The 25,203-nt window shown below is 61.5% G+C and carries 27 protein-coding genes and 1 pseudogene; 15 read left to right on the top strand and 13 right to left on the bottom strand.

Annotated features, from left to right (window positions below; all coding sequences use genetic code 11):
- Positions 1-122: 122 nt before the first annotated feature.
- Positions 123-248: pseudogene (locus AB4Z13_RS03125) on the top strand (IS481 family transposase); the annotation flags it as partial.
- Between the two features lie 233 nt (positions 249-481).
- Positions 482-2,089, top strand: a complete 1,608-nt coding sequence (locus tag AB4Z13_RS03120) for a fumarate hydratase (RefSeq protein ID WP_113323466.1) — start codon at positions 482-484, stop codon at positions 2,087-2,089.
- A gap of 15 nt (positions 2,090-2,104) precedes the next feature.
- Here the strand turns inward: AB4Z13_RS03120 and AB4Z13_RS03115 are convergent, their stop codons facing one another.
- Positions 2,105-2,383 carry a hypothetical protein gene (locus tag AB4Z13_RS03115; protein ID WP_442205789.1) on the bottom strand — a complete coding sequence of 93 codons (279 nt, stop codon included), beginning with the start codon at positions 2,381-2,383 and terminating at the stop codon, positions 2,105-2,107.
- A 323-nt stretch (positions 2,384-2,706) separates the two neighbouring features.
- Between AB4Z13_RS03115 and AB4Z13_RS03110 the strand changes: the two genes are divergently transcribed.
- Complete coding sequence (locus AB4Z13_RS03110) at positions 2,707-3,777, top strand: GGDEF domain-containing protein (RefSeq protein ID WP_113323468.1); 1,071 nt, start codon at positions 2,707-2,709, stop codon at positions 3,775-3,777.
- A 179-nt stretch (positions 3,778-3,956) separates the two neighbouring features.
- Here the strand turns inward: AB4Z13_RS03110 and AB4Z13_RS03105 are convergent, their stop codons facing one another.
- Positions 3,957-6,380: a glucan 1,4-alpha-glucosidase gene (locus AB4Z13_RS03105; RefSeq protein ID WP_442205788.1), complete on the bottom strand. Its 2,424-nt coding sequence runs from the start codon at positions 6,378-6,380 to the stop codon at positions 3,957-3,959.
- A 173-nt stretch (positions 6,381-6,553) separates the two neighbouring features.
- Here AB4Z13_RS03105 and AB4Z13_RS03100 point away from each other — a divergent pair, with 173 nt between their 5' ends.
- Positions 6,554-7,285, top strand: coding sequence for an ROK family protein (locus AB4Z13_RS03100; RefSeq protein WP_442205787.1), 732 nt, complete (start codon positions 6,554-6,556; stop codon positions 7,283-7,285).
- Positions 7,286-7,340: 55 nt separating this feature from the next.
- Positions 7,341-8,153 (top strand): methyltransferase domain-containing protein, encoded by an 813-nt coding sequence (locus tag AB4Z13_RS03095; protein WP_113323471.1) that lies wholly within the window; start codon positions 7,341-7,343, stop codon positions 8,151-8,153.
- A gap of 48 nt (positions 8,154-8,201) precedes the next feature.
- Here the strand turns inward: AB4Z13_RS03095 and AB4Z13_RS03090 are convergent, their stop codons facing one another.
- Positions 8,202-8,981 carry a class I SAM-dependent methyltransferase gene (locus tag AB4Z13_RS03090; RefSeq protein ID WP_442205786.1) on the bottom strand — a complete coding sequence of 260 codons (780 nt, stop codon included), beginning with the start codon at positions 8,979-8,981 and terminating at the stop codon, positions 8,202-8,204.
- A gap of 74 nt (positions 8,982-9,055) precedes the next feature.
- Here AB4Z13_RS03090 and AB4Z13_RS03085 point away from each other — a divergent pair, with 74 nt between their 5' ends.
- A complete protein-coding gene (locus AB4Z13_RS03085; RefSeq protein WP_442205918.1) occupies positions 9,056-9,910 on the top strand; it encodes an acyl-CoA thioester hydrolase/BAAT C-terminal domain-containing protein in 855 nt (284 codons plus the stop codon).
- A gap of 15 nt (positions 9,911-9,925) precedes the next feature.
- Here the strand turns inward: AB4Z13_RS03085 and chrA are convergent, their stop codons facing one another.
- The 3 genes from chrA to AB4Z13_RS03070 form a co-directional block, all read right to left on the bottom strand.
- Complete coding sequence (gene chrA / locus AB4Z13_RS03080) at positions 9,926-11,137, bottom strand: chromate efflux transporter (protein ID WP_442205917.1); 1,212 nt, start codon at positions 11,135-11,137, stop codon at positions 9,926-9,928.
- Positions 11,138-11,298: 161 nt separating this feature from the next.
- Positions 11,299-12,204 (bottom strand): DMT family transporter, encoded by a 906-nt coding sequence (locus AB4Z13_RS03075; protein WP_442205785.1) that lies wholly within the window; start codon positions 12,202-12,204, stop codon positions 11,299-11,301.
- A 148-nt stretch (positions 12,205-12,352) separates the two neighbouring features.
- Positions 12,353-13,843 (bottom strand): DUF1254 domain-containing protein, encoded by a 1,491-nt coding sequence (locus AB4Z13_RS03070; RefSeq protein ID WP_442205784.1) that lies wholly within the window; start codon positions 13,841-13,843, stop codon positions 12,353-12,355.
- A 295-nt stretch (positions 13,844-14,138) separates the two neighbouring features.
- On the opposite strand from AB4Z13_RS03070, the gene AB4Z13_RS03065 reads away from it, so the two are divergent.
- From AB4Z13_RS03065 to AB4Z13_RS03050, 4 genes are all read left to right on the top strand, one after another.
- Entirely contained in the window at positions 14,139-14,774 is a 636-nt protein-coding gene (locus tag AB4Z13_RS03065; protein WP_442205783.1) for a LysE family translocator, read from the top strand.
- 117 nt (positions 14,775-14,891) lie between these two features.
- Complete coding sequence (locus tag AB4Z13_RS03060) at positions 14,892-15,314, top strand: hypothetical protein (RefSeq protein ID WP_442205782.1); 423 nt, start codon at positions 14,892-14,894, stop codon at positions 15,312-15,314.
- Positions 15,315-15,324: 10 nt separating this feature from the next.
- Entirely contained in the window at positions 15,325-15,897 is a 573-nt protein-coding gene (locus tag AB4Z13_RS03055) for an OmpA family protein (protein WP_442205916.1), read from the top strand.
- 165 nt (positions 15,898-16,062) lie between these two features.
- Positions 16,063-16,302, top strand: coding sequence for a hypothetical protein (locus AB4Z13_RS03050; protein ID WP_442205781.1), 240 nt, complete (start codon positions 16,063-16,065; stop codon positions 16,300-16,302).
- An 18-nt stretch (positions 16,303-16,320) separates the two neighbouring features.
- Here AB4Z13_RS03050 and AB4Z13_RS03045 read toward each other — a convergent pair whose 3' ends face one another.
- Together AB4Z13_RS03045 and AB4Z13_RS03040 are read right to left on the bottom strand one after the other, a co-directional pair.
- Positions 16,321-16,695 carry a MarR family winged helix-turn-helix transcriptional regulator gene (locus tag AB4Z13_RS03045; RefSeq protein WP_439017215.1) on the bottom strand — a complete coding sequence of 125 codons (375 nt, stop codon included), beginning with the start codon at positions 16,693-16,695 and terminating at the stop codon, positions 16,321-16,323.
- A 94-nt stretch (positions 16,696-16,789) separates the two neighbouring features.
- Positions 16,790-17,236, bottom strand: coding sequence for a MarR family transcriptional regulator (locus AB4Z13_RS03040; protein WP_442205780.1), 447 nt, complete (start codon positions 17,234-17,236; stop codon positions 16,790-16,792).
- An 85-nt stretch (positions 17,237-17,321) separates the two neighbouring features.
- Between AB4Z13_RS03040 and AB4Z13_RS03035 the strand changes: the two genes are divergently transcribed.
- Positions 17,322-19,139, top strand: coding sequence for a chloride channel protein (locus tag AB4Z13_RS03035; RefSeq protein ID WP_442205779.1), 1,818 nt, complete (start codon positions 17,322-17,324; stop codon positions 19,137-19,139).
- 59 nt (positions 19,140-19,198) lie between these two features.
- Here AB4Z13_RS03035 and AB4Z13_RS03030 read toward each other — a convergent pair whose 3' ends face one another.
- Both AB4Z13_RS03030 and AB4Z13_RS03025 read right to left on the bottom strand, forming a co-directional pair.
- Positions 19,199-19,459 carry a hypothetical protein gene (locus AB4Z13_RS03030; RefSeq protein ID WP_113323481.1) on the bottom strand — a complete coding sequence of 87 codons (261 nt, stop codon included), beginning with the start codon at positions 19,457-19,459 and terminating at the stop codon, positions 19,199-19,201.
- A 7-nt stretch (positions 19,460-19,466) separates the two neighbouring features.
- Positions 19,467-19,667, bottom strand: a complete 201-nt coding sequence (locus tag AB4Z13_RS03025) for a hypothetical protein (protein WP_113323482.1) — start codon at positions 19,665-19,667, stop codon at positions 19,467-19,469.
- Positions 19,668-19,905: 238 nt separating this feature from the next.
- Here AB4Z13_RS03025 and AB4Z13_RS03020 point away from each other — a divergent pair, with 238 nt between their 5' ends.
- Together AB4Z13_RS03020 and AB4Z13_RS03015 are read left to right on the top strand one after the other, a co-directional pair.
- Complete coding sequence (locus tag AB4Z13_RS03020) at positions 19,906-20,745, top strand: DUF4118 domain-containing protein (RefSeq protein ID WP_442205778.1); 840 nt, start codon at positions 19,906-19,908, stop codon at positions 20,743-20,745.
- Between the two features lie 150 nt (positions 20,746-20,895).
- Positions 20,896-21,060, top strand: coding sequence for a hypothetical protein (locus AB4Z13_RS03015; RefSeq protein ID WP_442205777.1), 165 nt, complete (start codon positions 20,896-20,898; stop codon positions 21,058-21,060).
- 186 nt (positions 21,061-21,246) lie between these two features.
- Here the strand turns inward: AB4Z13_RS03015 and AB4Z13_RS03010 are convergent, their stop codons facing one another.
- A complete protein-coding gene (locus tag AB4Z13_RS03010) occupies positions 21,247-21,558 on the bottom strand; it encodes a hypothetical protein (protein ID WP_192733019.1) in 312 nt (103 codons plus the stop codon).
- A 239-nt stretch (positions 21,559-21,797) separates the two neighbouring features.
- Between AB4Z13_RS03010 and AB4Z13_RS03005 the strand changes: the two genes are divergently transcribed.
- A complete protein-coding gene (locus AB4Z13_RS03005) occupies positions 21,798-22,178 on the top strand; it encodes a VOC family protein (protein WP_162736866.1) in 381 nt (126 codons plus the stop codon).
- Between the two features lie 7 nt (positions 22,179-22,185).
- On the opposite strand, the gene AB4Z13_RS03000 is transcribed toward AB4Z13_RS03005, so the two are convergent.
- The gene (locus tag AB4Z13_RS03000) at positions 22,186-22,932 is read right to left on the bottom strand and encodes a sulfite exporter TauE/SafE family protein (protein ID WP_442205776.1); all 747 of its coding nucleotides are present in this window, start codon (positions 22,930-22,932) and stop codon (positions 22,186-22,188) included.
- 97 nt (positions 22,933-23,029) lie between these two features.
- On the opposite strand from AB4Z13_RS03000, the gene AB4Z13_RS02995 reads away from it, so the two are divergent.
- Positions 23,030-23,959, top strand: a complete 930-nt coding sequence (locus AB4Z13_RS02995) for a LysR family transcriptional regulator (protein WP_442205915.1) — start codon at positions 23,030-23,032, stop codon at positions 23,957-23,959.
- Here the strand turns inward: AB4Z13_RS02995 and AB4Z13_RS02990 are convergent.
- Positions 23,897-25,120: an alpha/beta hydrolase family protein gene (locus AB4Z13_RS02990; protein ID WP_442205775.1), complete on the bottom strand. Its 1,224-nt coding sequence runs from the start codon at positions 25,118-25,120 to the stop codon at positions 23,897-23,899. The two genes, AB4Z13_RS02995 and AB4Z13_RS02990, sit on opposite strands and share 63 nt — an antisense overlap.
- Positions 25,121-25,203: the final 83 nt, after the last annotated feature.

Below are 25,203 nucleotides of genomic sequence, written 5' to 3'. Positions count from 1 at the left end.
GCGGGATTGCTTGAAGCCGGCCAAGGCAGCATATCAAGGACATACTAAGGCGAACTTGCAATCCAATGTCCTATACGAGTCCGAGAGCGGATACTGGCTGTTTCTGGGATAGCTTCTGCTTCTGGCGCGTGCCTAATGCCTTCAGAACCGAATATCTCGCCATCCGACCACTCCAGCAGGACGGCCTCTACGGCGTCTTCTTCGGTGCAACTCAGGTCGCAGAAATCGACCTTAAAAGCCCCGACTGACTGTCAGGCTGTCTCCGAACATCCGTCAAGTATGTCTGCGGGCTTTACAACAAGGCCGAGGATGACGCCGCGTGAACAAGAGACCTCTCGCCTCGACACGTCGCCGTCAATTCTCAGAAACGCCACTCCTGCCGCGGCATTTTTGACAACAATCCGGCGCCTTCCGCGATTGCTTTTAGCCCCAGCCAGTTTTAGACCGGTTCCAAAAATATCCCACCAGAAAGGTCACTTCGATGGCTGACGATCTCTTCCCCCTCGGCGCCGACACCACCCCTTACCGCAAGATCAGCAGCGACTATGTCTCGGTCGACAGCTTCAAGGGTCAGGAGATTCTGACGGTCGACCCTGAGGGCATCCGCCTGCTCGCCGAAACCGCCTTTGCCGACATCAACCATCTGCTGCGCCCCGGCCATCTGAAGCAGCTCGCCTCGATCCTCGACGATCCGGAAGCGACCGACAATGACCGTTTCGTTGCCTACGACCTCTTGAAGAATGCCAATATCGCCGCCGGTGGTGTGCTGCCCATGTGCCAGGATACGGGCACGGCGATCATCATGGGCAAGAAAGGCCGTCGCGTGTGGACCGAAGGCGGCGATACGGCTGCTCTCTCTAAGGGCGTGCTCGACGCCTATGAGAAGAAGAACCTGCGCTATTCGCAGCTCGCCCCCATCAAGATGTTCGAGGAGAAGAACACCAAGAACAATCTGCCGGCGCAGATCGATATCTATGAGGAAGGCACCGATAGCTACGACTTCCTCTTCGTCGCCAAGGGCGGCGGCTCGGCTAACAAGACCTTCCTCTTCCAGGGCACGCCCTCGCTCCTGTCGCATGACCGCATGCTGGACTTCCTCAAGGAGAAGATCCTCACCTTGGGTACGGCAGCCTGTCCCCCCTACCATTTGGCAATCGTCATCGGTGGCACCTCGGCCGAGATGAACCTGAAGACCGTCAAGCTCGCCTCCACCCGCTACCTCGACGAGCTGCCGACCGAAGGCTCCGAAAATGGACACGCCTTCCGCGACATCGAGATGGAAAAGGAGATCCACAAGCTGACGCAGAGCCTCGGCGTCGGCGCCCAGTTCGGCGGCAAGTATTTCTGTCATGACGTGCGCGTCATCCGCCTGCCCCGCCATGGTGCCTCGCTGCCGATCGGCCTCGGCGTCTCCTGTTCCGCCGACCGCCAGGCCAAGGGCAAGATCACCCGCGACGGCATCTTCATCGAGCAGCTGGAAACCGATCCGTCCAAGTACATGCCCGACATCGACGAGGCGAAGCTGTCCGAATCCGTCGTGCGTGTCGATCTGAACCAGCCGATGGCCGATATTCTCGCCGAGCTTTCAAAGCATCCGGTCAAGACGCGCCTGTCGCTATCGGGCACGATCATCGTCGCCCGCGACCTTGCACATGCAAAGATCCGCGAACGGCTCGAAAAGGGCGAAGGCATGCCGGACTATATGAAGAATCACCCGGTCTATTATGCCGGCCCGGCCAAGACGCCCGCCGGTTACGCGTCCGGCTCCTTCGGCCCGACGACCGCCGGCCGCATGGATTCCTATGTCGACCAGTTCCAGTCCTTCGGCGGCTCCATGGTGATGCTCGCCAAGGGCAACCGCTCACGCGCCGTGCGCGAAGCCTGCAAGAAGCATCAGGGCTTCTATCTCGGTTCCATCGGCGGCCCGGCCGCCCGCCTGGCGCAGGACTGCATCCGCAAGGTCGATGTGCTGGAATATCCCGAACTCGGCATGGAAGCGGTCTGGAAGATAGAGGTGGAAGACTTCCCGGCCTTCATCGTCATCGACGACAAGGGCAACGACTTCTTCCAGGAACTGAACCTCGGCTGAGACTAAGGCTGCTAGCTATCGCACAGAGGCCGTCTCGGCCGGATCGATATGGGCCGCCGTCATGGGCTGGATTACGGGTCTTTCCATGGCGGCGATATCGGATCCGCTGAGAATATCCTCCGCCTTTACGCTGGCGAGGATATCCGTGCTGAAGATGCCGTTGAAGAAGCCAGTCTGCTGTAAAAGAAAAGCGCAGCCGGCAATGATGGCGAGCGCAAGTATGGCGGGTGACGTGTGGCGAGGCGATTCCATGATCTTCATGCCTTCGACAGGGGACCGCGATCCGATCCCCATAATTCCGGTCTCTTGAGACAGAATCTGTCGCCTCGCCCTGCCCGCCAGTAGACCAGACCAAAGATACCGACCGTCAACAAAACGAAAACAATCCCAGAAAAGAGAAAACGATTGAACTTTTTTGGGGCACCTCGCGCATAAGAGGTGTCTCCGTTACAGTCGAACTTACAAATATTTCAGAAAAATCATAGGGCTGATCGTAGTATTGATCCCCATCAAACTTATCGTATGTAATCTTTGGTATATGTCGCTTTAATCATTTCCCAAGAAATCTAAGATAACAAATAGAAGATTGCTTAAGAATTGGATGAGGAGTTGCCGGAATGAATACGGCCGTTGCGCCCAAGGTGCAGGTTCCCGATGTGGCGGGTCAGATCACCTATGCCATGCGCTCCATGGGCGTTGCACCAATTCCCCGCAACTACGAACTCTTCTACGAAGCCTATATTGGCTCCAACCCGGCGCTCACCCGTGACCTTGCTGCGCTCGGCAGCCAGGCGACGCAGGCCGAGCTCGACGCTCTCGGCACCCAGCATTGCTCCCACACTGCACCAGCCAAGATCTTCGATGATGCCCACAGCCGCATTGCCGGCGAGTTGGAAGGCCTGCTGCGCGTGCTGCGCCAGGAGCAGACCTCGCTCGAAAGCTATAACCGGCTGCTGAACGAAACCTGCAAGCGCATCAGTTCCAAGAGCACGACGAGCGCCGATCTCATCGAAAACGCCATCGACCTGCTCACCCAGGCAACCGGCGATACGATCACCCATGGCGAAAAGACCGTAGAAGACATGGTCCAGCGCTCGCAGGAGATGGATCAGGTCCGTAAGGAACTCGACGAATACAAGCGCATCGCCAATACCGACTCGCTGACACGCCTGTCCAACCGCCGCGCCTTCGACGACCGGCTGGCCGCCGTCTTCAATAATCCGGCGTTGCGTCCGGTCACCGCCCTGCTCTTGGCCGACATCGACAATTTCAAGAAGATCAACGATACCTACGGCCATCCGGTCGGCGACAAGGTTCTGGCGACGGTCGCCTCCGTCATCCGCACCAATGTCCGGCGCGATGTTTTCGTCGCCCGCACCGGCGGCGAGGAATTCGCGCTCATCATCGACGGCAACACGCTGGACGAAGTGACGGCGGTCGCCGAGCGCATTCGCCGGACGCTGGAATCCACCCCCTTCAAGAATTCCCGTACCCGCGTCAATTATGGCCCGGTCACTGTCTCCATCGGCATCTGCATGGCCTCGCACGCCGACGATGCCGGCGAACTCTACTCCAAGAGCGATATCGCGCTTTACAGCGCCAAAAACGCCGGCCGCAACTGCACCGTCGTCTATGAGGACGGAATGCAGAAAGAATTCACCAAGAGCTGGCTGATCTACAAGTCCTGATCCCCTGGGTCTGGACTTTAGTCCTGATCCCCTGGGGCTGGCCTCTAACCGGATCCCAAGTTTTTTCGGAAATACTTCCGGAAATGCAGAGAGATTGGAACAAATCCCTTTAGCGGCCGGAAACGGCCGCTTTTCTTATCGACTGGAATTCTGCGAGACTGGCGGAAATGGGTGTCGCCTCAAACCACCTCGATCTGAAAATCCGCGCCCTCCCAGCGCTGAGCATCCTTCCAGAAGATCGTGAAGTCGATCATGCCTGGGCCGAGCGCCTGCGTCGGCAGGTCGAAGACATGAGTGCCGAAGCCGGTATCGCGGCATGGGCTGTCGGCGGCGCTTGCCCAGCCGTCGGTGGACCAGCGTACCAGAGCAGGCTCGGGCAGTTCGATGCGGAGCCGCCGGCCCGCCTGCATCTGGTCGCGTCGGGCCGTCAGCCGCCAGGAGAACGGTGCCGGCGCCGGCTTTGCTGCGACATAGCGGGCAAAGGTCTGGGGCGGCATGTCGAAGATCACGCCGTCGCGCAGCGAGCGCAGCAGCTTGATATGTTCGGCATGCGCCCAGACGAGCGGCATGGCGCTGCCCGAGGGTCGGCCGAGGAAAAGCTCACGCTGCGGCACGTCCTCGCTGTCCCAGATCTGTTCAGGCAAGAGCCCGCCTTCGCTTGCCGAAGCTTCCAGCGCAGCAAGCATCCGCTGCGCTTCGTCCGCTCGCCCGGCGGCGAGTTCATAATGGGCGCGCTCGCCGGTCAAGAGCGGCCAGAGCCTGCCGACACCGCTGCCGGCAAAGGGCGCACCGCCGATGCGCTCGCCATACCCGTCGTCATTGTAGCGATACCAGTAGGGACCGGCCGGAAGGTCGCGGCGCAACTCCGCATCGATTGCCGCGACTGTGCCGAGCATGCGCGGGTCGTCGGCGGCGCGGAGGCCGAAGCGCACCAGCGCCAGCGCATCCGGGCTTATCAGCAGGTCCGCTTCAAGCACCTCGCCGAGATCGTCCCGATTGCGGATCGGAATGAAGTCACGCCGCAGTGACAGGCTGCCATCGGTCGCCGAGGCGATGCGCACATAATAGCCTTCGATGCCGAGACGGCGCGACAGTTCGGTATCGGTGGCGTAGGTCCATTCCTCGATGCGCTCGTTCCAGCCGTCGGCGACCTCGCGCAGATAGTGCGCCGCATCCAGCCGCCCCGCCGCTTCCATGGCATCGGCCGCCGCAAGCAGGCCGGCGATCTCGACGGCGAGCGTAAACGGCGAGTAGCCGGCATCCTCCTCCCAGCGATCCTCCTGGGTGGCGGGGCCGTTTCTGACGATATAGCCCGCAGCCGCCTCGACCATGGGCAGATAGCGTCCCCTCTCCGAGGCATCGATCGCGCCCGCACGCAGCAACATGTCATAGAGCAGGATCGGAAAGGCCGTCTCATCCATCTGGATGCCGTACCAGTAGGGTCTGCCGTCTAGCCAGGCATTCTGCACCCAATGGCCGTCCGCTTCCTGGATGACAGCGAGATAGTCGAGCACGGAGCGTGCATCCGCTGTGGCCCCGGCCGCAAGCAGACCGCCCGCCGTTTCCACCAGATCGCGCGTCCACACCAGATGATAACCGCCAAGGTCGTCATCGCCTTTGCTGAAGCCCCAGGGGATGGAAAGGCTGGCGATGATGGCGCCGGACGCATCATCGCGGTGCGTGGCAAGCACGCCGGTGCTGACGCGGTAACGGTTGAGCTTGTCAGGATCATGTGGTTCGTCGAGCGCAAGCAGGCCGGCCTGCCATTCCCGCCAGCCGCTGCGATAATGTTTCAGCGCCGGTTCCGTGCCCTGCTGAAGGCTGAGCAGCGTGCGCAGGGCAGCCTCCTCCGGCTGCGTGCCGAAGCCGATGGCGATCAGCGCCCTTCCCTGGTCAGCTTGGCCCTTGCCCGCCTGCATATCCAGTGTCCCTGACAGCGCGACATTCCCTGATGTGGCGCAGCTGTACTCCTCATTCAGCCCCTCGCCGCGCGACAGCGTCTGCCAACCGTCGGAAATGCCGACATAGCCCACTGAACGCGCAAGCCAGGGCACCGAAGCGGCAATGGCGAGCGACCGCCCGGACCCCTCGGCAAAGAGCATCTGCCTGCCCTTGAAATCATCATACCAGCCGTTGTTGTCGGCGCCGCCGTTGACGAGATGCGGGGCAACAAGCGCATGCAGCCGGTAGTCCGAGAGAATGCCTATCAGCGCTTCGAAGCGGATGTCCTGCAGCACCACCTCGCGCTCAGGGTCTGAAAAGATGGTCTTGGTGATGCGATAGCGCCCGTCGCGGGCGGTATTGACGAGGCGGAAGGCCGGGACGCCGTCCTCGATCGCCTGTACGCTGTGATCGGCGTCGCGTTTCTCCTCGGAGAAATAGCCCGGAGCCGTGACGATGAAACCGAAATCCCGCACGCAGGCCATATCGAGCCGTGGCGCGTAGATCTCGTTGAGGATGCCGTGGCTTGCCGTGAACCAGACGCAGCTCGCCGAACTGACGGCGGTACCAACAGCACTCTTGTCACTGGACGTCCATCGGGGCTCGATGCCCGGCGCACCTGGCGGCTCGACGGAACCGGGTGGTCGTGTCGGAAAGGCCAAGTGCTGTTCCTCCGCTCTATTTGCTCGTCTTCCGTGCCATCGTGAGATGAAATTAAGCGATCCGCAATATACCGGCTTGACAGCCGGCTACGATCTTGCGCCCGATAGAATAGCGCGGGCCCTATAGAATAGCGCGGGAAGGAATAAGGGTACAGCCGAGAGGAGCGCCAGCCATGGCCGACGTAATGGAAGAAAAGCAGACGCGTGAGCGAGCCAAGCCGAAGGTTGCGGCGCCGGCCGGCCGCATCGTGCTCGCCGTCGATATCGGCGGCTCGCATGTGAAGGCGGAACTCAGCAGCGGCAGCGAGCGACGCTCGGTCGTATCGGGGCGCGCGATGACGGCGGCGAAGATGGTCGCAGCCCTTACCGATCTGACGGCCGACTGGCACTATGATGTCGTCGCCATGGGTTATCCTGGCCCCGTCGCTGCCCACCGCCCCGCGGCTGAACCGTTCAACCTCGGCCCGGGATGGAAGGGCTTCGATTTCGAAAAAGCCCTCGGCAAGCCCGTGCGCATGGTAAACGACGCGCTGATGCAGGCGATCGGCAGCTACGAGGCCGGCCGTATGCTCTTTCTTGGCCTCGGCACGGGCCTAGGCTCGGCGATGATCGCCGAGAACGTCTGCATGCCGCTCGAACTGGCGCACATGCCCTACAAGAAGGCGACATTCGAGGACTATGTCGGCGAACGAGGCCTGGAAGGTCGCGGTAAGGGAAGATGGCGAAAATCGGTCTTCGACGTCGCCGACCGCCTGGCTGCCGCCCTGCTGCCTGACTATATCGTCATCGGTGGCGGCAACGTCGAAAAGCTGAAGGATCTGCCGCCCAAATGCCGGCGTGGCAGCAACGACAACGCCTTCCGCGGCGGCTTCCGGGTCTGGCTGGACGAAAGCCTGCGGCTGTGAGCGGCAGTGAACCCGATGTGATTGAAGCCCTATTGGGCGGCGGAAGGTGACGACAATGCTGGAAAAGGACAAGCTGTTCGTCGGCTCGATCCCGGAAAACTACGACCACTATATGGTGCCGCTGATTTTCGAGCCCTTCGCCGTGGATCTTGCCCGGAGAGCGGCTTCCCTGTCTCCCGGCGTCGTTCTGGAAACCGCAGCAGGCACCGGGGTCGTCACCCGCGCACTGGCGCCGAAACTGTCGTCGGGCGCACGCTATATCATCAGCGATCTCAACCAGCCGATGCTCGACTATGCCGCTTCGCAGCAAGGCTTCGATAGTCGCCTGGAATGGCGCCAGGCGGATGCTCTGGCGCTGCCCTTTGAAAATGCCGCCTTCGATCTCGTCTGCTGTCAGTTCGGCGCGATGTTCTTCCCGAACCGCATATCCGGCTACCGCGAAGCAAAGCGTGTCTTGAAGCCCGGCGGACATTTCCTGTTCAACGTATGGGACCGCATCGAGGAGAATGTTTTTGCCGACGATGTGACGAATGCCCTTGCGACGATGTTTCCGGATGATCCGCCGCGCTTCCTGGTCCGCACGCCGCACGGCTATCATGACAAGGCGCTGATCCGCGCCGAGCTGGAAGAGGCAGGTTTCTCCCATGTGGTGATCGAAACGAAAGCCGAACAAAGCCGCGCATCCTCGCCCCGGATTCCTGCCCTCGCCTATTGCCACGGGACAGTCCTTCGGAGCGAAATCGAAGCCAGAGCCCCGGGAAAACTGGACGTTGCGACCGATTGTGCCGCATCCGCGATTGCCGACCGGCATGGCGACGGTGAGATTGCCGCCAAAATTCAGGCCCATGTCATCATGGCAGTGGCCTAGAGGTTCAACATCTTGACCGGCCGGATTGCGGTTTTGGGCACAGGCAGATCACAACCTGATCGAGCCCCAGACCAGTTTCGTCCGGACGATGAAACTCAGTTTTCGTTCGCGAGCATAGGGAGCCAGCATCTCGCCGAGCTCTCCGTCGAACTCGTTCATCCTGCCGGCCAGACGGGATGGCGCGAACGTATCGCGCGAATGCTGGCAGCGAATGAAGTCTTCCACGCTTTGCTCGAATGGAGCGGAGTGGAAATGCTCGGAGCCTTCGACGTCGAGGAACGCCTTGTAGGCCGACCAGTCCTCTCGCTTGCCAATGGGATCGAACGCCTCGCCCGTTATGGCAGGAACCCATCTGGTGAGAAAAGACTGCCAGCCCGCCTCCCAGGCCGGTTGGAAAGGCGCATCTCCTGATATGACGGCCACCCGGTGATCGGCGGCGGCGTAGGTTTTCAGCCGTGCGAAAAGGCGCTTGTGATCCATCCAGTGGATGCTGGCAGCGGCAACGATGAGATCGGGACGATCGGGGATATCGACATCTTCGGCGAAACCGACGATCCAGTGAAGATTGCGTGCGCGCCCCTCCTCCAGGCTCTGACCGAGCTCGACCATGTGGCGGGAGGGATCGACGGCTATGACCTTTTCGAAATGCCGCGAGAGCGGCCGTGAAATCTTGCCGGGGCCGCAGCCTATATCCAGCAGACAGCTGCGCTTAGGCGCGATGGCAAGCAACTTCCCGTAGATCGCCTCGGGATATGGCGGACGGTAAGGATAGTTGCTGACGACATCGGCATCCTCGAAAGAGGCCCCTGCACGCGCATGCTCGACCATGATAGGCTCCGTCCTCAGTGACAGTCGAGAACCATCCGATAATTCAACAAGATGTCAGCATGGTAACAAGCGCGATGGACAGCTGCAAAATCGAACGGCTCGAAGGCCGGGTAAACGGCGCATTCGTCTCCCGGCCCGATGCGAATGAGACCGGTGTCGCCGTGCTCAGCGGTTCCAGCGGCAGGGTCGATATCGATCGTGCGAGATTGTTTGCCGGGGCCGGCGCGAAAGCACTGGCGCTGCAATGGTTCGGCGCAACGGGGCAATCGCCCGGCATTTGCGAAATCCCGCTGGAAACCTTCTGTGACGCCACGGACTACCTGATTTCGCGGGGATGCCGGCGCATCGTCTTCGTCGGGACATCGAAAGGCGCAGAGGCGGCCTTGCTTGTCGCCACCCTGGACCCGCGCGTGAACTCTGTTATAGCGATCAGCCCGAGCTCGGTTGTCTGGGGCAATATCGGGCCCGGCAAGGACGGCAGAGAATGGCCCGAACGTTCATCCTGGACCTGGAAGGGAGAGCCGTTGGAATTCGTCCCCGCCGATCCCACCTGGGAGCGGGACTATCGCGATGGGTTGGTGTCCTATCGTTCCTTCTTCGAAAAATGCCTGGGGACCGACGAGCAAACGCTGCGGCGAGCGCAGATTCCCATCGAGAAAGCCACCGCAGACCTAGTCCTCGTGGCCGGCGGAGACGATGCACTCTGGCCGTCAGAGAGCTTTGCGCGTGAGCTTGCCAGCCGGCGCGAAAAAGGCGGCAGGCCGCTGTCACTGCTCGTTGACCCCGAGGCGGGTCATCGGGTGCTGCTTCCAGGCGAGACGACGCCCCGCTCCAGCCTTCGCGCCCATGGCGGCAACGACGCGGCGGATGCTAGGCTTGGCCTGATGGCATGGGAGGCGATAGAAGCCGCCTTGTCGCCAAAGGATTGACTGGCCCGATACGGTTCAGGCGGAAAGCTGCAGCAGGATCGCACTTGCTGCCATCAGCACCACGACGATCCATGGCGGCGCCTTCCAGACCACCAGCAGAAGGAAGCCGGACAGGGCAAGAGCAAAATCAGCCGATGTAAGGACCGCGCTTGTCCATACCGGATTGTAGAGTGCGGCACCCAGCACGCCGACCACGGCGGCATTTGCACCCCGCATGGCCGCCTGCGCCAGCGGATAAGTGCTGAGCCTGTCCCAGAAAGGCAGGGTGCCGACGAGCAGCAGAAAGCCCGGCAGAAAGATGGCGGCCAGAGCGATGGCTGCGCCCGCGATACCGTTGGGAGCCGGCCCCATCACCGCCCCGAGATAGGCCGAAAACGTGAAAAGCGGACCAGGCACGGCCTGTGCGACACCGTAGCCGGCGAGAAAGGCGTTTTCCGAAACCCAACCTGGCCTCACGACCTCCGCCTCGAGCAGCGGCAGGACAACATGGCCGCCGCCAAACACCAGCGCGCCCGAGCGATAAAAGGCATCGAAGAGGCGCAGCCCCTGCCAATCCATGATGGAAACGATAAGCGGCAGTCCGAACAGAAGGAGCAGGAACGCCAGCAGGCAGGTGACGCCTGATGATCGCGATATACCGAACGAAAAACTTGCCTTGTGCTCGATGGCGGCCTCGCGACAAAGCACGAGCCCGGAAACCGCACCCAGCACGATGGCTGCGAGCTGGCCGAACGCTCCCCCCAATGTCACGATGAAAATCGCGGCCAGCGCGATGCCTGCGCGCGGCTTGTCGGGCGTCAGCGATCGTGCCATACCCCAGACGGCTTGTGCCACGACCGCGACGGCAACGAGCTTCAATCCGTGCAGCAGGCCCTGTCCGAGAGGATTGTCGAGCGCGGTGGCGGCAGTTGCGAATATGATGAGGATCAGCGCGGACGGAAGCGTGAATGCGCTCCACGCCGCAAGCGCCCCCAGCGGCCCGCCGCGCAGCAGACCCATGGCGAAGCCGACCTGGCTCGATGCGGGACCGGGAAGAAACTGACAGAGGGCGACGAGATCGGCATAACCCTTCTCGTCGATCCATTTGCGACGCGTCACGAGCTCGTTGCGGAAATAGCCGAGATGCGCGACCGGTCCGCCGAACGAGGTGAGGCCAAGCTTCAGGAAGGCGCCGAAGACTTCCGCAGGCGTACCTGCCGGTGGAGCCGCCGTCTTCTCCTCGGTCATTTCTTTTGCATCCACGCCAATATTCCCCCGCTGCGCCGACCCGTATCCTCATCATTAATGACAGCGCGATGACAACAGGCGATTTTCGATTTTTGTCGAACAAGCGATTGCGGATCCCGCGCTCGTAGCTGGCGGGGCCATCATGAAGATGGCGGCGCGGATTAGACCGCCTGACGGACCCGCGCTCGGGTGGGCAGTGTCATTGCGATGACACCGGCCATGACGCAGGCAAGCCCAATGCCTGCCGTGGAGGACAGCGTTTCGCCGAGGAAGACGACACCGATTGCAACGCCGATCGGTACCCTCAGATAGGCCTGAGCCGTGGCGCCGACCGAACCGAGCGTCTGCACGAGGCGGAAATAGATCACAAAGGCAAGCGCCGTCGAAAAGACAGAGAGGGCAAGGAGAGCGAGGACGGAATGCAGGCTCGGCTGCAACGTCCAGGGACGATCGGCGATGACGCTGACCGGGATCAGGATTACCGCCCCCGATATCAGCGAGCCGGCAGCTGGCATCATAGGATCGAGCCCCCTGAAATTCCGGCCGAAGACCGCGGCGCCTGCATAGCAGATCGTGGCGGTCACGATCGCGAGCTGCGCCCAGAGCGCATCTCCGATGCTGTCAAGCGCTCCGGTACCGATGATCAGCGCGGTTCCGATCAATCCCGCCGATACACCGAACAGCTTGCGGCTTGTGAGGACCTCGTGCTGTGTGATCAGCGCCGTGATCAGAAAGGCAAAGATCGGCGTCGTGGAATTCAGGATTGCTGCAAGGCCGGCATCGGTCGTCCGCTCGGCCCAGGCGATCAGCGTAAAAGGCAGCACACTGTTCAGGCAGGCCTGGACCAGAAAGTAGACCCACATCTGCCGGTCGCGCGGCATCTTGAGGCCGCGCCAGCGGATGATAGCGAGAAGCAGCAGGCCGGCGACAAGCGTCCGTGCTGCCACCAGCGTCACAGGCGGGATGGTTTCGACGCCGATCTTGATGAAGGTGTAGGAGGCTCCCCAGAGCGTCGAAAGCGCCAGCAGCAGCGCCAGCTCTGTTGTCATCGTCGCCGTCTTTTCCATCGCAGTACCGTTCCTCAGCGTACAAAACCGACCGCCTGTTTAACGGCTGCGGGCGTGAAATGCTTCGATGCGGGCCGAACTGTCGATGGAAAAGAAAGGCTTGGCGGGGCGCGCTTGGATCATGGCGCGCCCGACACACTTAGCTTTGTCACTGAGCCGCGAGCGGAGCTGCTGGCGCCGCACGCGTCACCGGCGGCGGGTTCCACTTGCCGATCAGCGCGCTGCCCTTCGGCGCATAGAGCCTCATCGTCAGATTGTAGGGGCCGTTCGGCGCCGGCAGCCAGTTCCATTCGTTGTCCTTGCCGGGACTTTCCGTCTGGAAATAGAGGTCGAGCGAGCCGTCGGCGTTGAACTGGAACGGCATCCAGCTGCTGACAGCGAACCGATTGAGCGGATTGGCGACCTGGAACCCATCATTGTCATAGAGAGTGACCGACCAGAAGGCGTTGACCGGCGGAATATTCTCCTTTTCGAAATGGAGCGTGTAATTGCTTTGTCCATTGAGCGCGTTGCCGCTTTCATCCGCAAGGTTCAGCGGATAGATGGCGTCCTCAGGCAGATTGGCGCCAAGCCCCTGTTGCGCCACGATCGCCCGTTTCAGGTAGTAATTGCCGTAGACGCCCATCGTGTCGGTATTCATCGACCAGCCATTGACCACCCGTGCCAATGTCTTCAGCTTCCAACCCATGAGCGCCTGCGCATCCTGCGGCGCTGTCTTCAGCGCTTTCTGGACGACGGGATCGGCCTTGGACAGGTCAAAGCTCTTGCCGGGCTCGATGCCGATCTGCTTCATGCGGGCAATGATCGGCTGATCGGTGCTGTGCGGCGGATGAAGTTTCAAGAGTTCGGCAGCGTAAGCAAAATAATCTTCCGCCGAAGCTGTATCGGCCTGCGTCTTCGGTGGCGTCTTCATGTCGATGGAAGGGTTTATTTTGACCTCGGCCTGCTTGGCGCCTTTGCCCCATTGCGACAGCGGCGTGATCTTGTAACCGTCCTGGATCTTGTGAACGGCATTGTAGTCATCAGGGCCATCGGTTTTGGTGCGGCCGATGATCCAGACATAAGGCGTCGGAGCGTCGATCCGTTCAGTTCCCTCCGGCAGCTTGAATTCGCCGAACGTGTCGCGAAGCTCGGGCCTCCAGCCGGGCGAGGCGATCAGGAAGTTTCCGACTGATGTTCCGGTCGTTCGCCAGCCCGGCGCGGCAAACACATCCGTCCACATATCCAGCATCGGCAGGAGGTAATAGCGGCCTCCGGTATCCGGCGCGGTAACCACCACCGGTTCCTTGGTGAGATCAAGCCAGCCGCTCGAATAGAGCGTGTCGAAATTCGGCCGGACCACGGCCTTCATGTCTGCAGCCGGAAATTCGCGGACATTGGCGAACCGGTTGGCCGGACCGCCGATCGACCCCTCCTTCGGTTCCATATTGGTCAGCTGCTTGCGCGTGATGTCCATCGTTATCAGCGGATAAAAATAGACATAGGCTTCGATGCCGATCTCACGCGCTTCCTCTTCCGTCAGAGAAGCGGCAGCGGCCCTGGCCTCAGGTGCGGCCGGAATGGCCATCGAAGCAATTGCCAGGAAAGCGAACGACATAGGCGTTCGCAACAGGCGTCTGATCCCGATCTGAATTGTCATGTGCGTTTCCCCCCGAACGAAATGAAGAACCCACCAGAAACCCGATTGACGCCGGCGCATCCTTGGCAAGACCAAGATGGCCAAGGTACTGGCGACCTGCCGAGCGACACTTTCACGCAAAGCGAAACATGCGGGGCGTATATTCGGAAGTACGTTACAGTAAACGCCGCCGTAAATGGTCCGGATATATAGGTCTGTGTTTTGATCTGGAGCAGGATATTGGCTTTGACCAAAGGCCCTTCCGCAAATATCCGCTGAATGCCATAACTCGATTCCGACGACGGTGGAGGACGACATGACTGAAATGACGGTTTTTGCATTTGCGCTTGTGGCATTCATCGGCATCGCCACACCCGGCCCGACGGTGCTTCTCGCCCTGACCAACGGCTCGAAATTCGGGGTGCGCCGGGCGATATCAGGCATGATCGGTGCTGTCATGTCCGACTTCGTGCTGATCGGCGCCGTTGCTCTCGGCCTCGGTGCGCTGCTGGCTGCCTCGGAATTCTGGTTCACTGTCGTCAAATGGGTCGGCGTCTGCTACCTCGCCTTCCTCGGCGTCATGCTGCTGCGCTCGAAGGGTACGCTGGACGTCTCGCTGCGCTCTGAAAACGGGAACGCATCCGCTTCGGCAGTGACGATCTTCCTGAAGAGCTTCCTCGTCGCCGTCACCAATCCCAAGGGTTATCTCTTCTTCTCGGCCTTCCTGCCGCAATTCATCGACCCCGCGGGCGCTCAGGTCGAGCAATATGCCGTGCTCGCCCTCGTCTTTGCCGCCATCGATTTCATGGTGATGTTCGGCTACGCGGTCCTTGGCTCGCAAGCTGTGCGGCTGTTACGAAAATCGGGCGCGCTCTGGCTCGACCGGATCTGCGGCGGCGCCTTGCTGACGCTGGCAGGCTCGCTCGCGCTCTATCGGCGGGCAAGCGCGTAGCTGCCCTCCGATTTACAACCCGATTTACGGTAACGTACTTATCCGAGCACTCCCGATCTGCATTCAATAGCTCCCGAGGGGACGCCATTCCGGCGGCCATAGCAGGAGGGCTCACGCATGCCGAGAGGATGGAGACTGATTGGCGCGGCGGCGATCGCCGTCATCGGCTGGACTTGTGCCGCCAAGGCCGACACGATCAGCTATGCCGATGCGGTGACCGTGCTCGCAAAGGATTGCGGCGCCGATATCAAGAAACTCTGCAAGGGGCTGAACCTCGGCAATAACAGGATTGCCGATTGTCTTGCACAGAATGCGGGCAAGGTCTCGCCGACCTGCACGTCTACGCTTGCGAGCGTCGCAGCATCCATTCAGAAACGGGAACAGGCGCAGGCCTCCTATAGCAAGGTCTGCGCCGGTGACATGGCGCGGCGCTGCAATGGCGTCAAAGGCGATGGCTATATTCTTGCCTGTCTGATCAAGACGACGAAATATGTCGGAGCCCAATGCAATCAGGCAATATCAGATGCAGGCTGGAGATAAGGCCATGAGGATGAGAAAAACCGCCCTCGCCGTCTTTGTTGCAACATTGGCGATCCCTGCGCTTGCGCTTGCGCAGCAGGTCTCCGAACAACGCATCATCAACGGTCTCGGCAAGCTGCAGGGCGCCGCTCCGATCGTCGATGTCGAACTGTTGCGGCAGGAGGCCATGAACGGATCGGGCAAGCAGATGTCCGGCCTGCCGAACTGGAGCAAGGTGGCGCGCCTGCCGCAGATGGTGGTCGAAATCGCCTTTGCGAACGACTCCGTCGCCATCGAGCCCGAATCCTACCGCACGCTCGGCATGATCGCCGATGCGCTGCACCACCCGAACCTCTGGGCCTACAAATTCCTCGTCGTCGGCCATACGAGTTCGACCGGCAGCGACAAGCACAATCTCGATCTCAGCCAGCAGCGGGCCGAGGCGATCAAGGAGATCCTGTCGACCACATTCGCCGTCGATGCCAGCCGTCTCTATGCCGTCGGTGTCGGCGAATATTTCCCGATCGAGGGCTCGAAATCGGAGGCGGCCAATAACCGGCGCGTCCAGCTCTACAATCTCGGCGTCTTCACGAAGCAGCCATGAGGAAGAGACCCAGCGTGCTGTCGGCTCTAACAGCCGGCAGCACGGCTATTTCTGGACAGCCCTGCCGGCTTCCGTGCTCGGATATCAGCCTGTCACATATACGTCGCCGCCGCGCGCTATTGCCCTGCTCGACGCAATGACTGAAATTGGTCAGGAATGATGCCTATGTGCCCCTTCTGTGCCGCAAACCGTGCGGAAAAAGCCCCGCCGCTTTTTTCCAACAACAGCTGCTATTTCCTGGAAACCAACGATCCAGTGCTGCAATGCTCCGGCATCATCGGCGAGGTCGCGGGGCAGACTGTCCAGCACGCCCATCTCCATGTCATCGGTCGTTTTGCCGACGAGCCGCTTGCCGGTCACGGCATTCGCCATCACCTGAAGCAGGCGAACAACCGGCGGGCCTGACTGCCCGATGACCTCACGCTAGCTCGGCCAGGGATCGGACTTGAGTTCGCCACCCGCCTGCAGGCTCTGCAGCATATCGATGAGTTTCGGCGCCATTTCCCTGATTTCGGTCAGATGAATGGCCGTCAGCCGCCTCAGCACGGCATCCGCCTTTTCGGTCAGCTCCAGCGTCTGGCGACGTTTGTCGGCCGGGTCCGTTTGGCGCAAGACATAGCCTGCGGTAACCAGCCTGCCGACGAGTTCGGTTGCCGAATGCGGCGCGATCAGCAGACGTTCGGCCAGAATGCCGATCGTCATGGCGTCTTCACTGCGATGACCGCGGATCGCCAGCAGCGCCTGATGCTGCTGCGTCGGCAGGCCCTCTTCCTGAGCGGCCGAGGCGCTGAAATCCATGAAGCGGCGCAGCGTATAGCGCAGGTTGGAGAGCGCCTCGTAATCGGCATCCGTCAGATCGTTTTTTGGCGTCTTCACCTTGCGTCCCCTGCGATCATTGCATCCATGCGGCCACCTCCATCTGCCGGTGATCCTGCAGCATGCGCAGCGCCTGCATGAGTTCTGGCGCCATCTCGCGGATCTCATAGAGATGAGCGGGCGTTAGACGACGCAATAGCTCTTCTGCCTGTGCTGTCAACATGACTGCCGGCCGGCGCTTCTGTTTCGCGTCGATCGTGACATGGCCGGCCTCCTGCAGCGAAGCTGCAAGTTCTGCGGCCTCGGCCGGCGAAAGGAAGAGCTTCTCCGCAAGACCGGAGAGGCTCATGCGGCCGCCGACGCCGAGCCCCTTGATCGCGAGCAGCGCCTGATGCTGCTGCCGCGTCAGGCCGAGTTTTTCGGCCGCCTTCCCGCTGAACTGGCGAAACTTGCGGATCCTGTATCTCAGATTGGCGAGCGCCTCATATTCGATCTCCGATAGGGCCTGGTCTTTGTTCGGCATGGTTCCAGTTCCTGATTTTGGCTGTTGATTTATATCGTTCTACGATATATTTGCCGCAAGAACGAAGCCGTCAACAGGACCTGCAATGCCTCCCCAGAAAACCCCACATCGTCCCCATGATTTCATGGGTGGCCTCTCCCGGCGCGAGGCCGGGGATTTCACCACGGACAAACGTGTCTTGGCCCTCGTCGGCATGGCGCTGATCGTCGGCACCGGCGGCGCTTTTGCCGCCTGGGTTCTGGTCAGTCTCATCTCGCTGGTGACAAACCTCGTCTGGTTTCACCGCTTCAGCATTGCGGCCGTCTCGATGGCGCAGGCGCCACGCTCCGTCTGGATGGTTATCATTCCCGTCATTGGCGGCCTCGTCATCGGGCTGATGGCCCGCTTCGGCTCCGAAAAGATCCGCGGCCACGGCATTCCCGAGGCGATCGAGGCTATACTGATCGGCGGCAGCCGCATGTCGCCGAAAGTGGCGATCCTGAAGCCGCTCTCCTCGGCGATCTCGATCGGCACCGGTGGCCCCTTCGGCGCGGAGGGCCCGATCATCATGACAGGCGGCGCGATCGGCTCGCTCTTTGCCCAATGCTTTCATCTGAGTTCGGCCGAGCGCAAGACGCTGCTGGTCGCCGGTGCCGCCGCCGGCATGACGGCAATCTTCGGCTCGCCGATCGCCGCCATCATGCTCGCTGTCGAACTGCTGCTGTTCGAATGGAAGCCGCGCAGCTTTATCCCGGTCGCGGTCGCGGCCTGCGTGTCGATCTGCTGGCGCCCCTTCCTGTTTCAGGCCGGGCCGCTCTTCCCGAAACAGTTCCACATGGACCTGCCGTGGTGGGGCATCCTGCTCTGCGCCGCTGTCGGTATCATCGCCGGACTGCAATCCGGCATCCTGACGACGCTGCTCTACAAGATCGAGGATCTGTTCGAGGCGCTGCCGATCCACTGGATGTGGTGCCCGGCGCTCGGTGGCGTCGTCATCGGCCTCGGCGGCCTGATCGAGCCGCGGGTGCTTGGCGTCGGCTACGATATCATCGACGGCCTGCTGAACGGCAGCATCCTGCCGGCATCTGTGCTGACGATCCTCTTGGTGAAAGCCGCGATCTGGCTGGTTGCCCTGTCATCGGGCACTTCGGGCGGTGTGCTGGCGCCGCTGCTCATCTTCGGCGGCGCACTCGGCTGGCTGCTCGGCCTCTTCCTTCCCGGCGATCCCGGCTTCTGGGCCCTGCTCGGCATGGCCGCCATGATGGGCGGCACGATGCGCGCGCCGCTGACGGGCACCTTCTTCGCCGTAGAACTGACAGGCGACGTCTCGGCGCTGCTGCCGCTGCTGGCGGCGACCGTTGCGGCCTATGCCGTCACGGTCCTGCTGCTGCGCCGCTCGATCCTGACGGAGAAGATCGCCCGCCGCGGCCAGCACATCACCCGCGAATACGGCATCGATCCCTTCGAGTTCTCCCGCGCCCGCGACATCATGATCAAGGAGGTCGATACTTTCCCGGCGGATATGACGGTCGTTGACGTGACCCATTTCTTCGTGGCGACGCCGAAGACCCACCGCGTCTATCCTGTCGTCGATGGCAAAGGCATCGTGAAAGGCCTGGTCTCGCGCGGCGATGCGCTCCGCTGGCAGCAGGATGGCACGCTTGCCGACCAGACGCTCGGCGATCTCGTCTCCGACAGCTCACTGCCAACAGCCCATCCCGACGATACGGTCGGTTATGTCGCCGATCTGATGCTGGCGACCGATGCCGGCCGCATTCCGATCGTCGATGCAGAAAACGGAGAGTTGCGCGGCCTCGTCGCGCGCAAGGATCTGCTGCGGCTGCGCCATTCACTGCGGGCCACCGAGACGGAGCGCCGGCCTTATTTCGGATCGCGCCGGCAGGTGAATGAAGGGCGCACCTGAGCTCAAGGCCTGACGGTATCAGTGGAAGCCGCCGTCAGCCTGTGACGGCGGACAGTGGCTCACTGCAGCAGATGCAGGCCGGCCGCGACAAAGGCAAGCCAGAGCGCTTCGCTCCAGTGGTTGAAGCTGCCGGCGTAGTAGCGCTGCCGTGTGAAGGACGCGACGATGATCATCAGGGCGGCGTAAAGGAGCAGGCACTTGGATACTGTTTCCAGCGTGTTCGACCGCACAAGGAGGGCGATGGCCAAAGCAATATAACACTTCCAGATGAAGCGCCCGACCGTCGCCTTCGATATATCGTCCAGCTCGATTGACTTCATCGTGCCGTCAGCCCGCGACCCAGAGGATGCAGGCAAGGCCGGCAAAGAAGACGGCGAGAACCAAGGCGAGCCTCAGGAATATCCAGAGATCGTCCGTGTGATCGAACATCACCTCGGTCCTGCGTTGCTGCGCGTTCAAGGACGGATGAGACGGAGCCACATGGCGCATGCGCGCCTGCATGTAATAAGCCCACCAACGACCGTACATCGCCATTTCCTTTCACACTTGTCCGAGCGGGCGAAGATCCGTCCGCATCCATGCAAAGTTATCGGTTCGGGCATATGTTTTCGATTGGAGGAGACAGGCAGCGGCATAAGCTTCGTATAAAGACCACGACGATCGCTCATCCCGCATCGGCCTTTATACGGCCCTTATAAAATTCCGCCTCTTTCCGCATGGAATTCAAATGCGAGGCAATCCAATTTCTTTCCAGGAGGATTCGATCATGTCCCCTGGGAAGAATTTCACTGCGCCGCACACCGAAGCGGCGATCGCCGACTACAATATCGAAGAGGGCCTGGACTTCTCGGAAGTGCCGCCGGTCGCCCGTTATGTTATCTGCCTCGTCATGACGGCGATGGCGACGGCCGTTGCCGCGGGCTTCGACCGTTACGAAGCCATTCCGAACCTGTCGCTCATCTATGTCATTCCCGTCGTCATCGGCAGCGTCTTATTCGGCCTCGGGCCGTCGCTGTTTTCCGCTGTACTCGGTGCGCTCGCCTATAATTTCTTCTTCACCGAGCCGCGTTTTTCGCTTGCCGTGGCCGATACGGCCAATATCTGGGCGATCGTCCTGCTCTTCGTCATCGCCTGCATCATCAGCGCCATCACCGCCTGGGGACATCGCAAGGGCATCGATCTGGAGCGTACCCGCCGCATGCAGGCCGCGCTGAAGACCTATGCGGGAAAGATGGTGGCAAGCCGCTCGATGGAGGAATCCACGAAGTTGACGCTTGCTGCCGTCACCGGCTTCTTCCACTCGCCGGCCGTCGTCGTCTTCCCGGGTCGGGCGGATGGTGAGCCGGAGGTGCAAGGCGCAGAAAAGCTTTCGGCGATCGAGGTCGAGGCGGCAAAATCGGCATGGAACTCTCGCCTCGCCGTCACCGGCGGCGTCTATCCCTATGACGAATCCCGCTTCGACTTCTGGCCGGTTGCGACGGCCTCCGGCCAGCAAGCCATCATCGGCGTCGCCTTCGATCCGGACCGGCGCCCCGCAAACCCTGATGGCATGATGGATATCGTCGCCCTCGTCTTCGGCACCGCGATCGATCGCTACCGGGCCTAGTTCGAGAATTCGGGCGCAGCTGGTGCCCGCAAGGGCGCTCCAGCGTTTACGCAGCTCTTATATTCCCTGCCCCGCAGCAATATCGATTTCATATGGGCTTTTCGGCAAAATCTCCCTGCAACCCTGTCGATGACATCAAGGAAGAAACCCATGTTCGGCCGCAGCGGCGTAACTTATCTGGCGCGTGAACGCGAAATCATGGCCGGCCGCACCCGAAGCCGGAAGATCTATCGGCACTTTCTGGTGAGCGTGATGACCGCAGGCGTGCTGCTTGTCCTGCTGGCGGGCACAATCGCCATCCGGCTGGCCGGGTAGATGCTGCTGCAGCGCGCGGAGCCGCCGCTACCGCTCGTCGTATCGCGCGGGCTTCATCGATCTCGTTTTGCCGGGAATTCGCCCAATCCGTGAGATGCACGAGTGAATCGAGCAACGATTGTCCGGCCGGGGCCAGACGAACGGACCATCATGCTTGCACATGATGGTCACGGGTCTGGTGCCCTGTTAGCGGCCGAGCCAGCGATATTCCTCGATCGACGCCTTGCCGGTCTTCTTGTCGTAGAGGCAGATCAGGTTGACGTTCTTGACCTTGCTCTTGCCCTTACCCATCGAGCCGCGCAGCAGCACGGCGACCTTGCCTGTCGCATCGTCGAAGACAACAGGAGCGGTCGCCTCTGGTGTATCCATGCCCGACTGGCCGATGCAGGTGCCGTTCACCTTGGCGAAGAGCGCATTCCACGCAGCATCGCTGGAGGCGCCGGCATAGTGAGCCGAAACCAGCATGGCGGTTGCCGCAATCGTCATTGTCTTGATCATTCTCAAACCCTCGTTGAACGGAAAGGAATCGCGCATCGCGTGGGGCCAGTTTAGTGATGAGCGAGCGGGGCCAAAAGAAGGCGGTGGATGCATCGCGTGGAGATGGTGTGCCGGGGCACAATGCCTTCACCTATCTCCCAAGGCTCCTTGTTCGTGATAACTTTTCACGTTGCCCGCCACCCGCCACCCTCTATTTCCAGGGGCACAGCGGGACGTGCCGTAACGGCCAGGAGATACTCGTGTTCCAGAAAATCGACTGCGTCATCCTCAGAGTCTCCGACTTGGACGAAGGCCTGGCCTTTTATTCCCACACCCTCGGCCACAAACTGCTCTGGCGCACGCCCGATGCCGCAGGCCTTGCCATGGCGGATACGGACGCCGAACTCGTGCTGCACACCAAAACCGGCCCGGAGGTGGATCTTCTGGTGCCCGAGCTTGCCCCTGCCCTCGCGCGTTTCGAGGCGGCCGGCGGAGAGCGGGTCTGCGAGCCGTTCGAACTTCCGATCGGCATGGCGGCTGTCGTGCGCGATCCCTTCGGCAACGTTCTGACCATGCTCGACCAGAGCAAGGGCACGTTCACGACCGACGCCGACGGCAATGTAACGGGTGTGGAGCCCTAGTGAAGTCTCAATGCGGCCCGAGGCACATTTCCGCGCCGAGCAGCAGGAGGCAGATGAGAAACCAGCGGCGGAAGGTTGCCGGTGCGATCCGACCGCGCAGCACCTGCCCCGCCCACATGCCCGCGAGCGCAGGCAAGATCGCAAGCACCGAAAGCGCAAGATTGCCGCCGTCGAAGGCGCCGCGTATGCCGAGGGACGCTGCAAGCGCAATGGTGGAAACCGTGAAGGACAGGCCGAGCGCCTGCACGAGATCATCCTTCGCAAGCCCCAGCGCCTGCAGATAGGGCACGGCCGGAATGACAAAGACGCCTGTGCTGCCCGTCACCAGTCCCGTCGCCGCACCGATGACAGGCGAAAGCCATGGCTCCATCGCCTCCGGCACCCGGAGCTGACGCGCAAACAGCGCATTGGCCGCGTAGAGCACAAGCGTTGCGCCGAGCCCCCTCGTCGTGAAGCTGGTATCGCTGCCCGCAAGCCATGACGAACCAAGCATCGTTCCCGCAATAATGGCTGTCATCATCGGCCAGAACCGCCGCAGAAGCGGACCGAAACCCGGACCAGCGAACAACTGCCAGATATTGGTGACGAAGGACGGCGCGATGAGAAGGCTTGCTGCGGTCAGCGGTGAGGTCAAAATCCCCAATACGCCCATGGCGACAGTCGGAAGTCCCATGCCGGTGACACCCTTGACGATGCCGGCGGCAAAGAAGGTGGCGGTGACGGCTGAAAGGAAAATGATGGAAAGATCGGACATGACGCATCGCTAGCAGCTTCCGATATCGGCACAATGCGGAAGTTCCCGAGCCTGCCTTCGGCTGGCCCGAAGGCACGAAATGGCCTATCGTGGCGAAATGCGTTTTGATCTCACCGACCTTCGCCTGTTCCTGGCCGTCGTCGATGCCGGCAGCATCACCCATGGGGCGGCAGACGTGGGGCTTTCGCTGGCCGCTGCGAGCGAACGCCTGCGCGACATGGAGGCGCTCGGCGAAGTCACCCTGCTGGAACGCGGCCGGCGTGGCGTCTCTCCGACAGAGGCCGGAGAAGCGCTGGCTCACCATGCCCGCGTGATCCTCGGCCAGATCAGGCAGATGCATGGCGAGCTCGGCGAATATGCGCGGGGCTTGCGCTCGACGATCAGCATCCTCGCCAACACGGCCGCCATATCGGAACACCTGCCTGAAAAGCTGGCGGACTGGATGGCCACCAACCCGCAGGTAGATCTGCGATTGAAAGAACGGCAGAGCGTCGAGATTGCCCGAAGCGTGGCGGCTGGCCATGCCGAGATCGGTATCCTCTCTGCCGCGGCTGACATGGCCGGGCTGACGGCGCGACCTTTCGCGACCGATCGGCTCGTCGTCGTTGCAAGCAACAGCCATCCCCTGGCCCTGGAGAGCAGCATCCGCTTCGCCGATCTCGTCGATGAGCATTTCATAGGCCTCGCCGGCGGCGCCCTGCAGGATCATATCGATGCGCAGGCCAGCCGCATCGGCATTCGGCTGAAGATCCGCGTGCGGCTGCGCGATTTCGAGGCCATCTGCCGGCTGGCCGGTGCTGGCGTCGGTATCGGCATCGTGCCTGATACGGCGGTCCGCCGCCAAAAACGATCGTCCGGGATTGCCATCATCCGCTTGTCGGATGATTGGGCGACACGGCAACTGGTCGTCTGCACGGCGCAAGGGGCGGAACTGCCCGTCCATGCCCGCAGACTTCTGGACCATCTAGCTGCTGCCCGGCCCGAATTGCGCGTCGAGCCAGTCCAGAACCCGCCTGTTGAGCAGTGACCGGTTCTTCATCTCGCAATGGCCATCCGCGCCCTCTGCGGCAGTGAACCGCATCAGCGTCTTGGGGCAGCGCAACGTATCGAAGAAAAAGCCGGCATCGGCGGCGAGCCCGTCATTCTCCGCCTGTGTGATCAATGTGGCGCATTGAATGCGTTCCGCATGTCCCCGCATGGTGAAGAGCTCGGCCGAGGCGAGGAAGGCGCTCAGACTATCCACCCCATGCACCCAGAAACCCCGCTGCACCACCTTCCAGTTCAGCACTGGATTGCTACGGATGAAGGCATCCATCGTATCGATCAGTTTCTGGTCGAGAGCACCGAGATCAGCCACCGCTTCCGCAGGCACGCCGAATTTTTGGATGATGACCCTGCGAAAGCCATCGGCAATGCTCCAGGTGCCGGGATCGGCAATCAGCGCGGCAATGCGCGGCTCGTCCGCCGCCCCGCGCGGCGCCAGAAGCCCGCCGAGGCTCCAGCCGCTGAGCGCGATCCGATCGGGATCGACGAGCGGATAGTTGACCGCAAAATCCACCACCGCCCTGATGATCACGTCCCAGTCCGGCCGCAGCGGAATATTGTGCTCATAGAGCATGGAGCCCTGGCCGGGGCCGTCGAAGAGCAGGCTGTGATAGCCGCGCCGCGAGGCTGCGACCGCGCAGGCGAAATAGGTGTCCGTGATGGTGCAGTCATAGCCGTTGTTGAAGATGATGAGCGGCCGCATCTCATGCTCGAGACCCTGCGCCGGAATGAAATATCCAGGCATCGGCGTCTCATCGAGCGGAATGGAAAGCCGCTCGATCGTCGGTGCCGAGAGCCCTAGCCCCATCTCCAGCGCATCTGTCTGCTTGCGGAAGGCGGTAAGCAGACGCGGGTCGACAGGCGCGCCGTAGAGCGGATGATAGGAGGCGGAGTAGAAGACGCTTGCCCGCAAATAAAGCTCGCGCGCGCTGACCTTATGCCCCGCCGAAAGCGCAGCTTCGGCTTCGCCTTTCAGCCGGTCGCCAGCCGAAACCCACGCCTCGTAGAAAGCACCGTGATCGCCGTCGCCGACAGCTTCCGCGACGGCCCGGATCTCGCCGAAATCCGCCCCGCCATAGGGAATATAGGCGATCGGCCAGCTGCCGAAATCCTCATGCAACTCGTTCCTGAACAGCATGCTCATCGCCAACTTCCCCAATGGCTGCCGCGGCCGCGATGATTATAAAGGCGGCTTGAAGCCCCATCACAAAAGCTCACGCCGGCCGG

It is taken from the genome of Rhizobium sp. YAF28 (genome assembly GCF_052113285.1).
Taxonomy (GTDB): Bacteria; Pseudomonadota; Alphaproteobacteria; order Rhizobiales; family Rhizobiaceae; genus Rhizobium.
The sequence above is the reverse complement of the archived record's forward strand: the minus strand, read 5'-3'. Positions and strand labels throughout refer to the sequence as shown.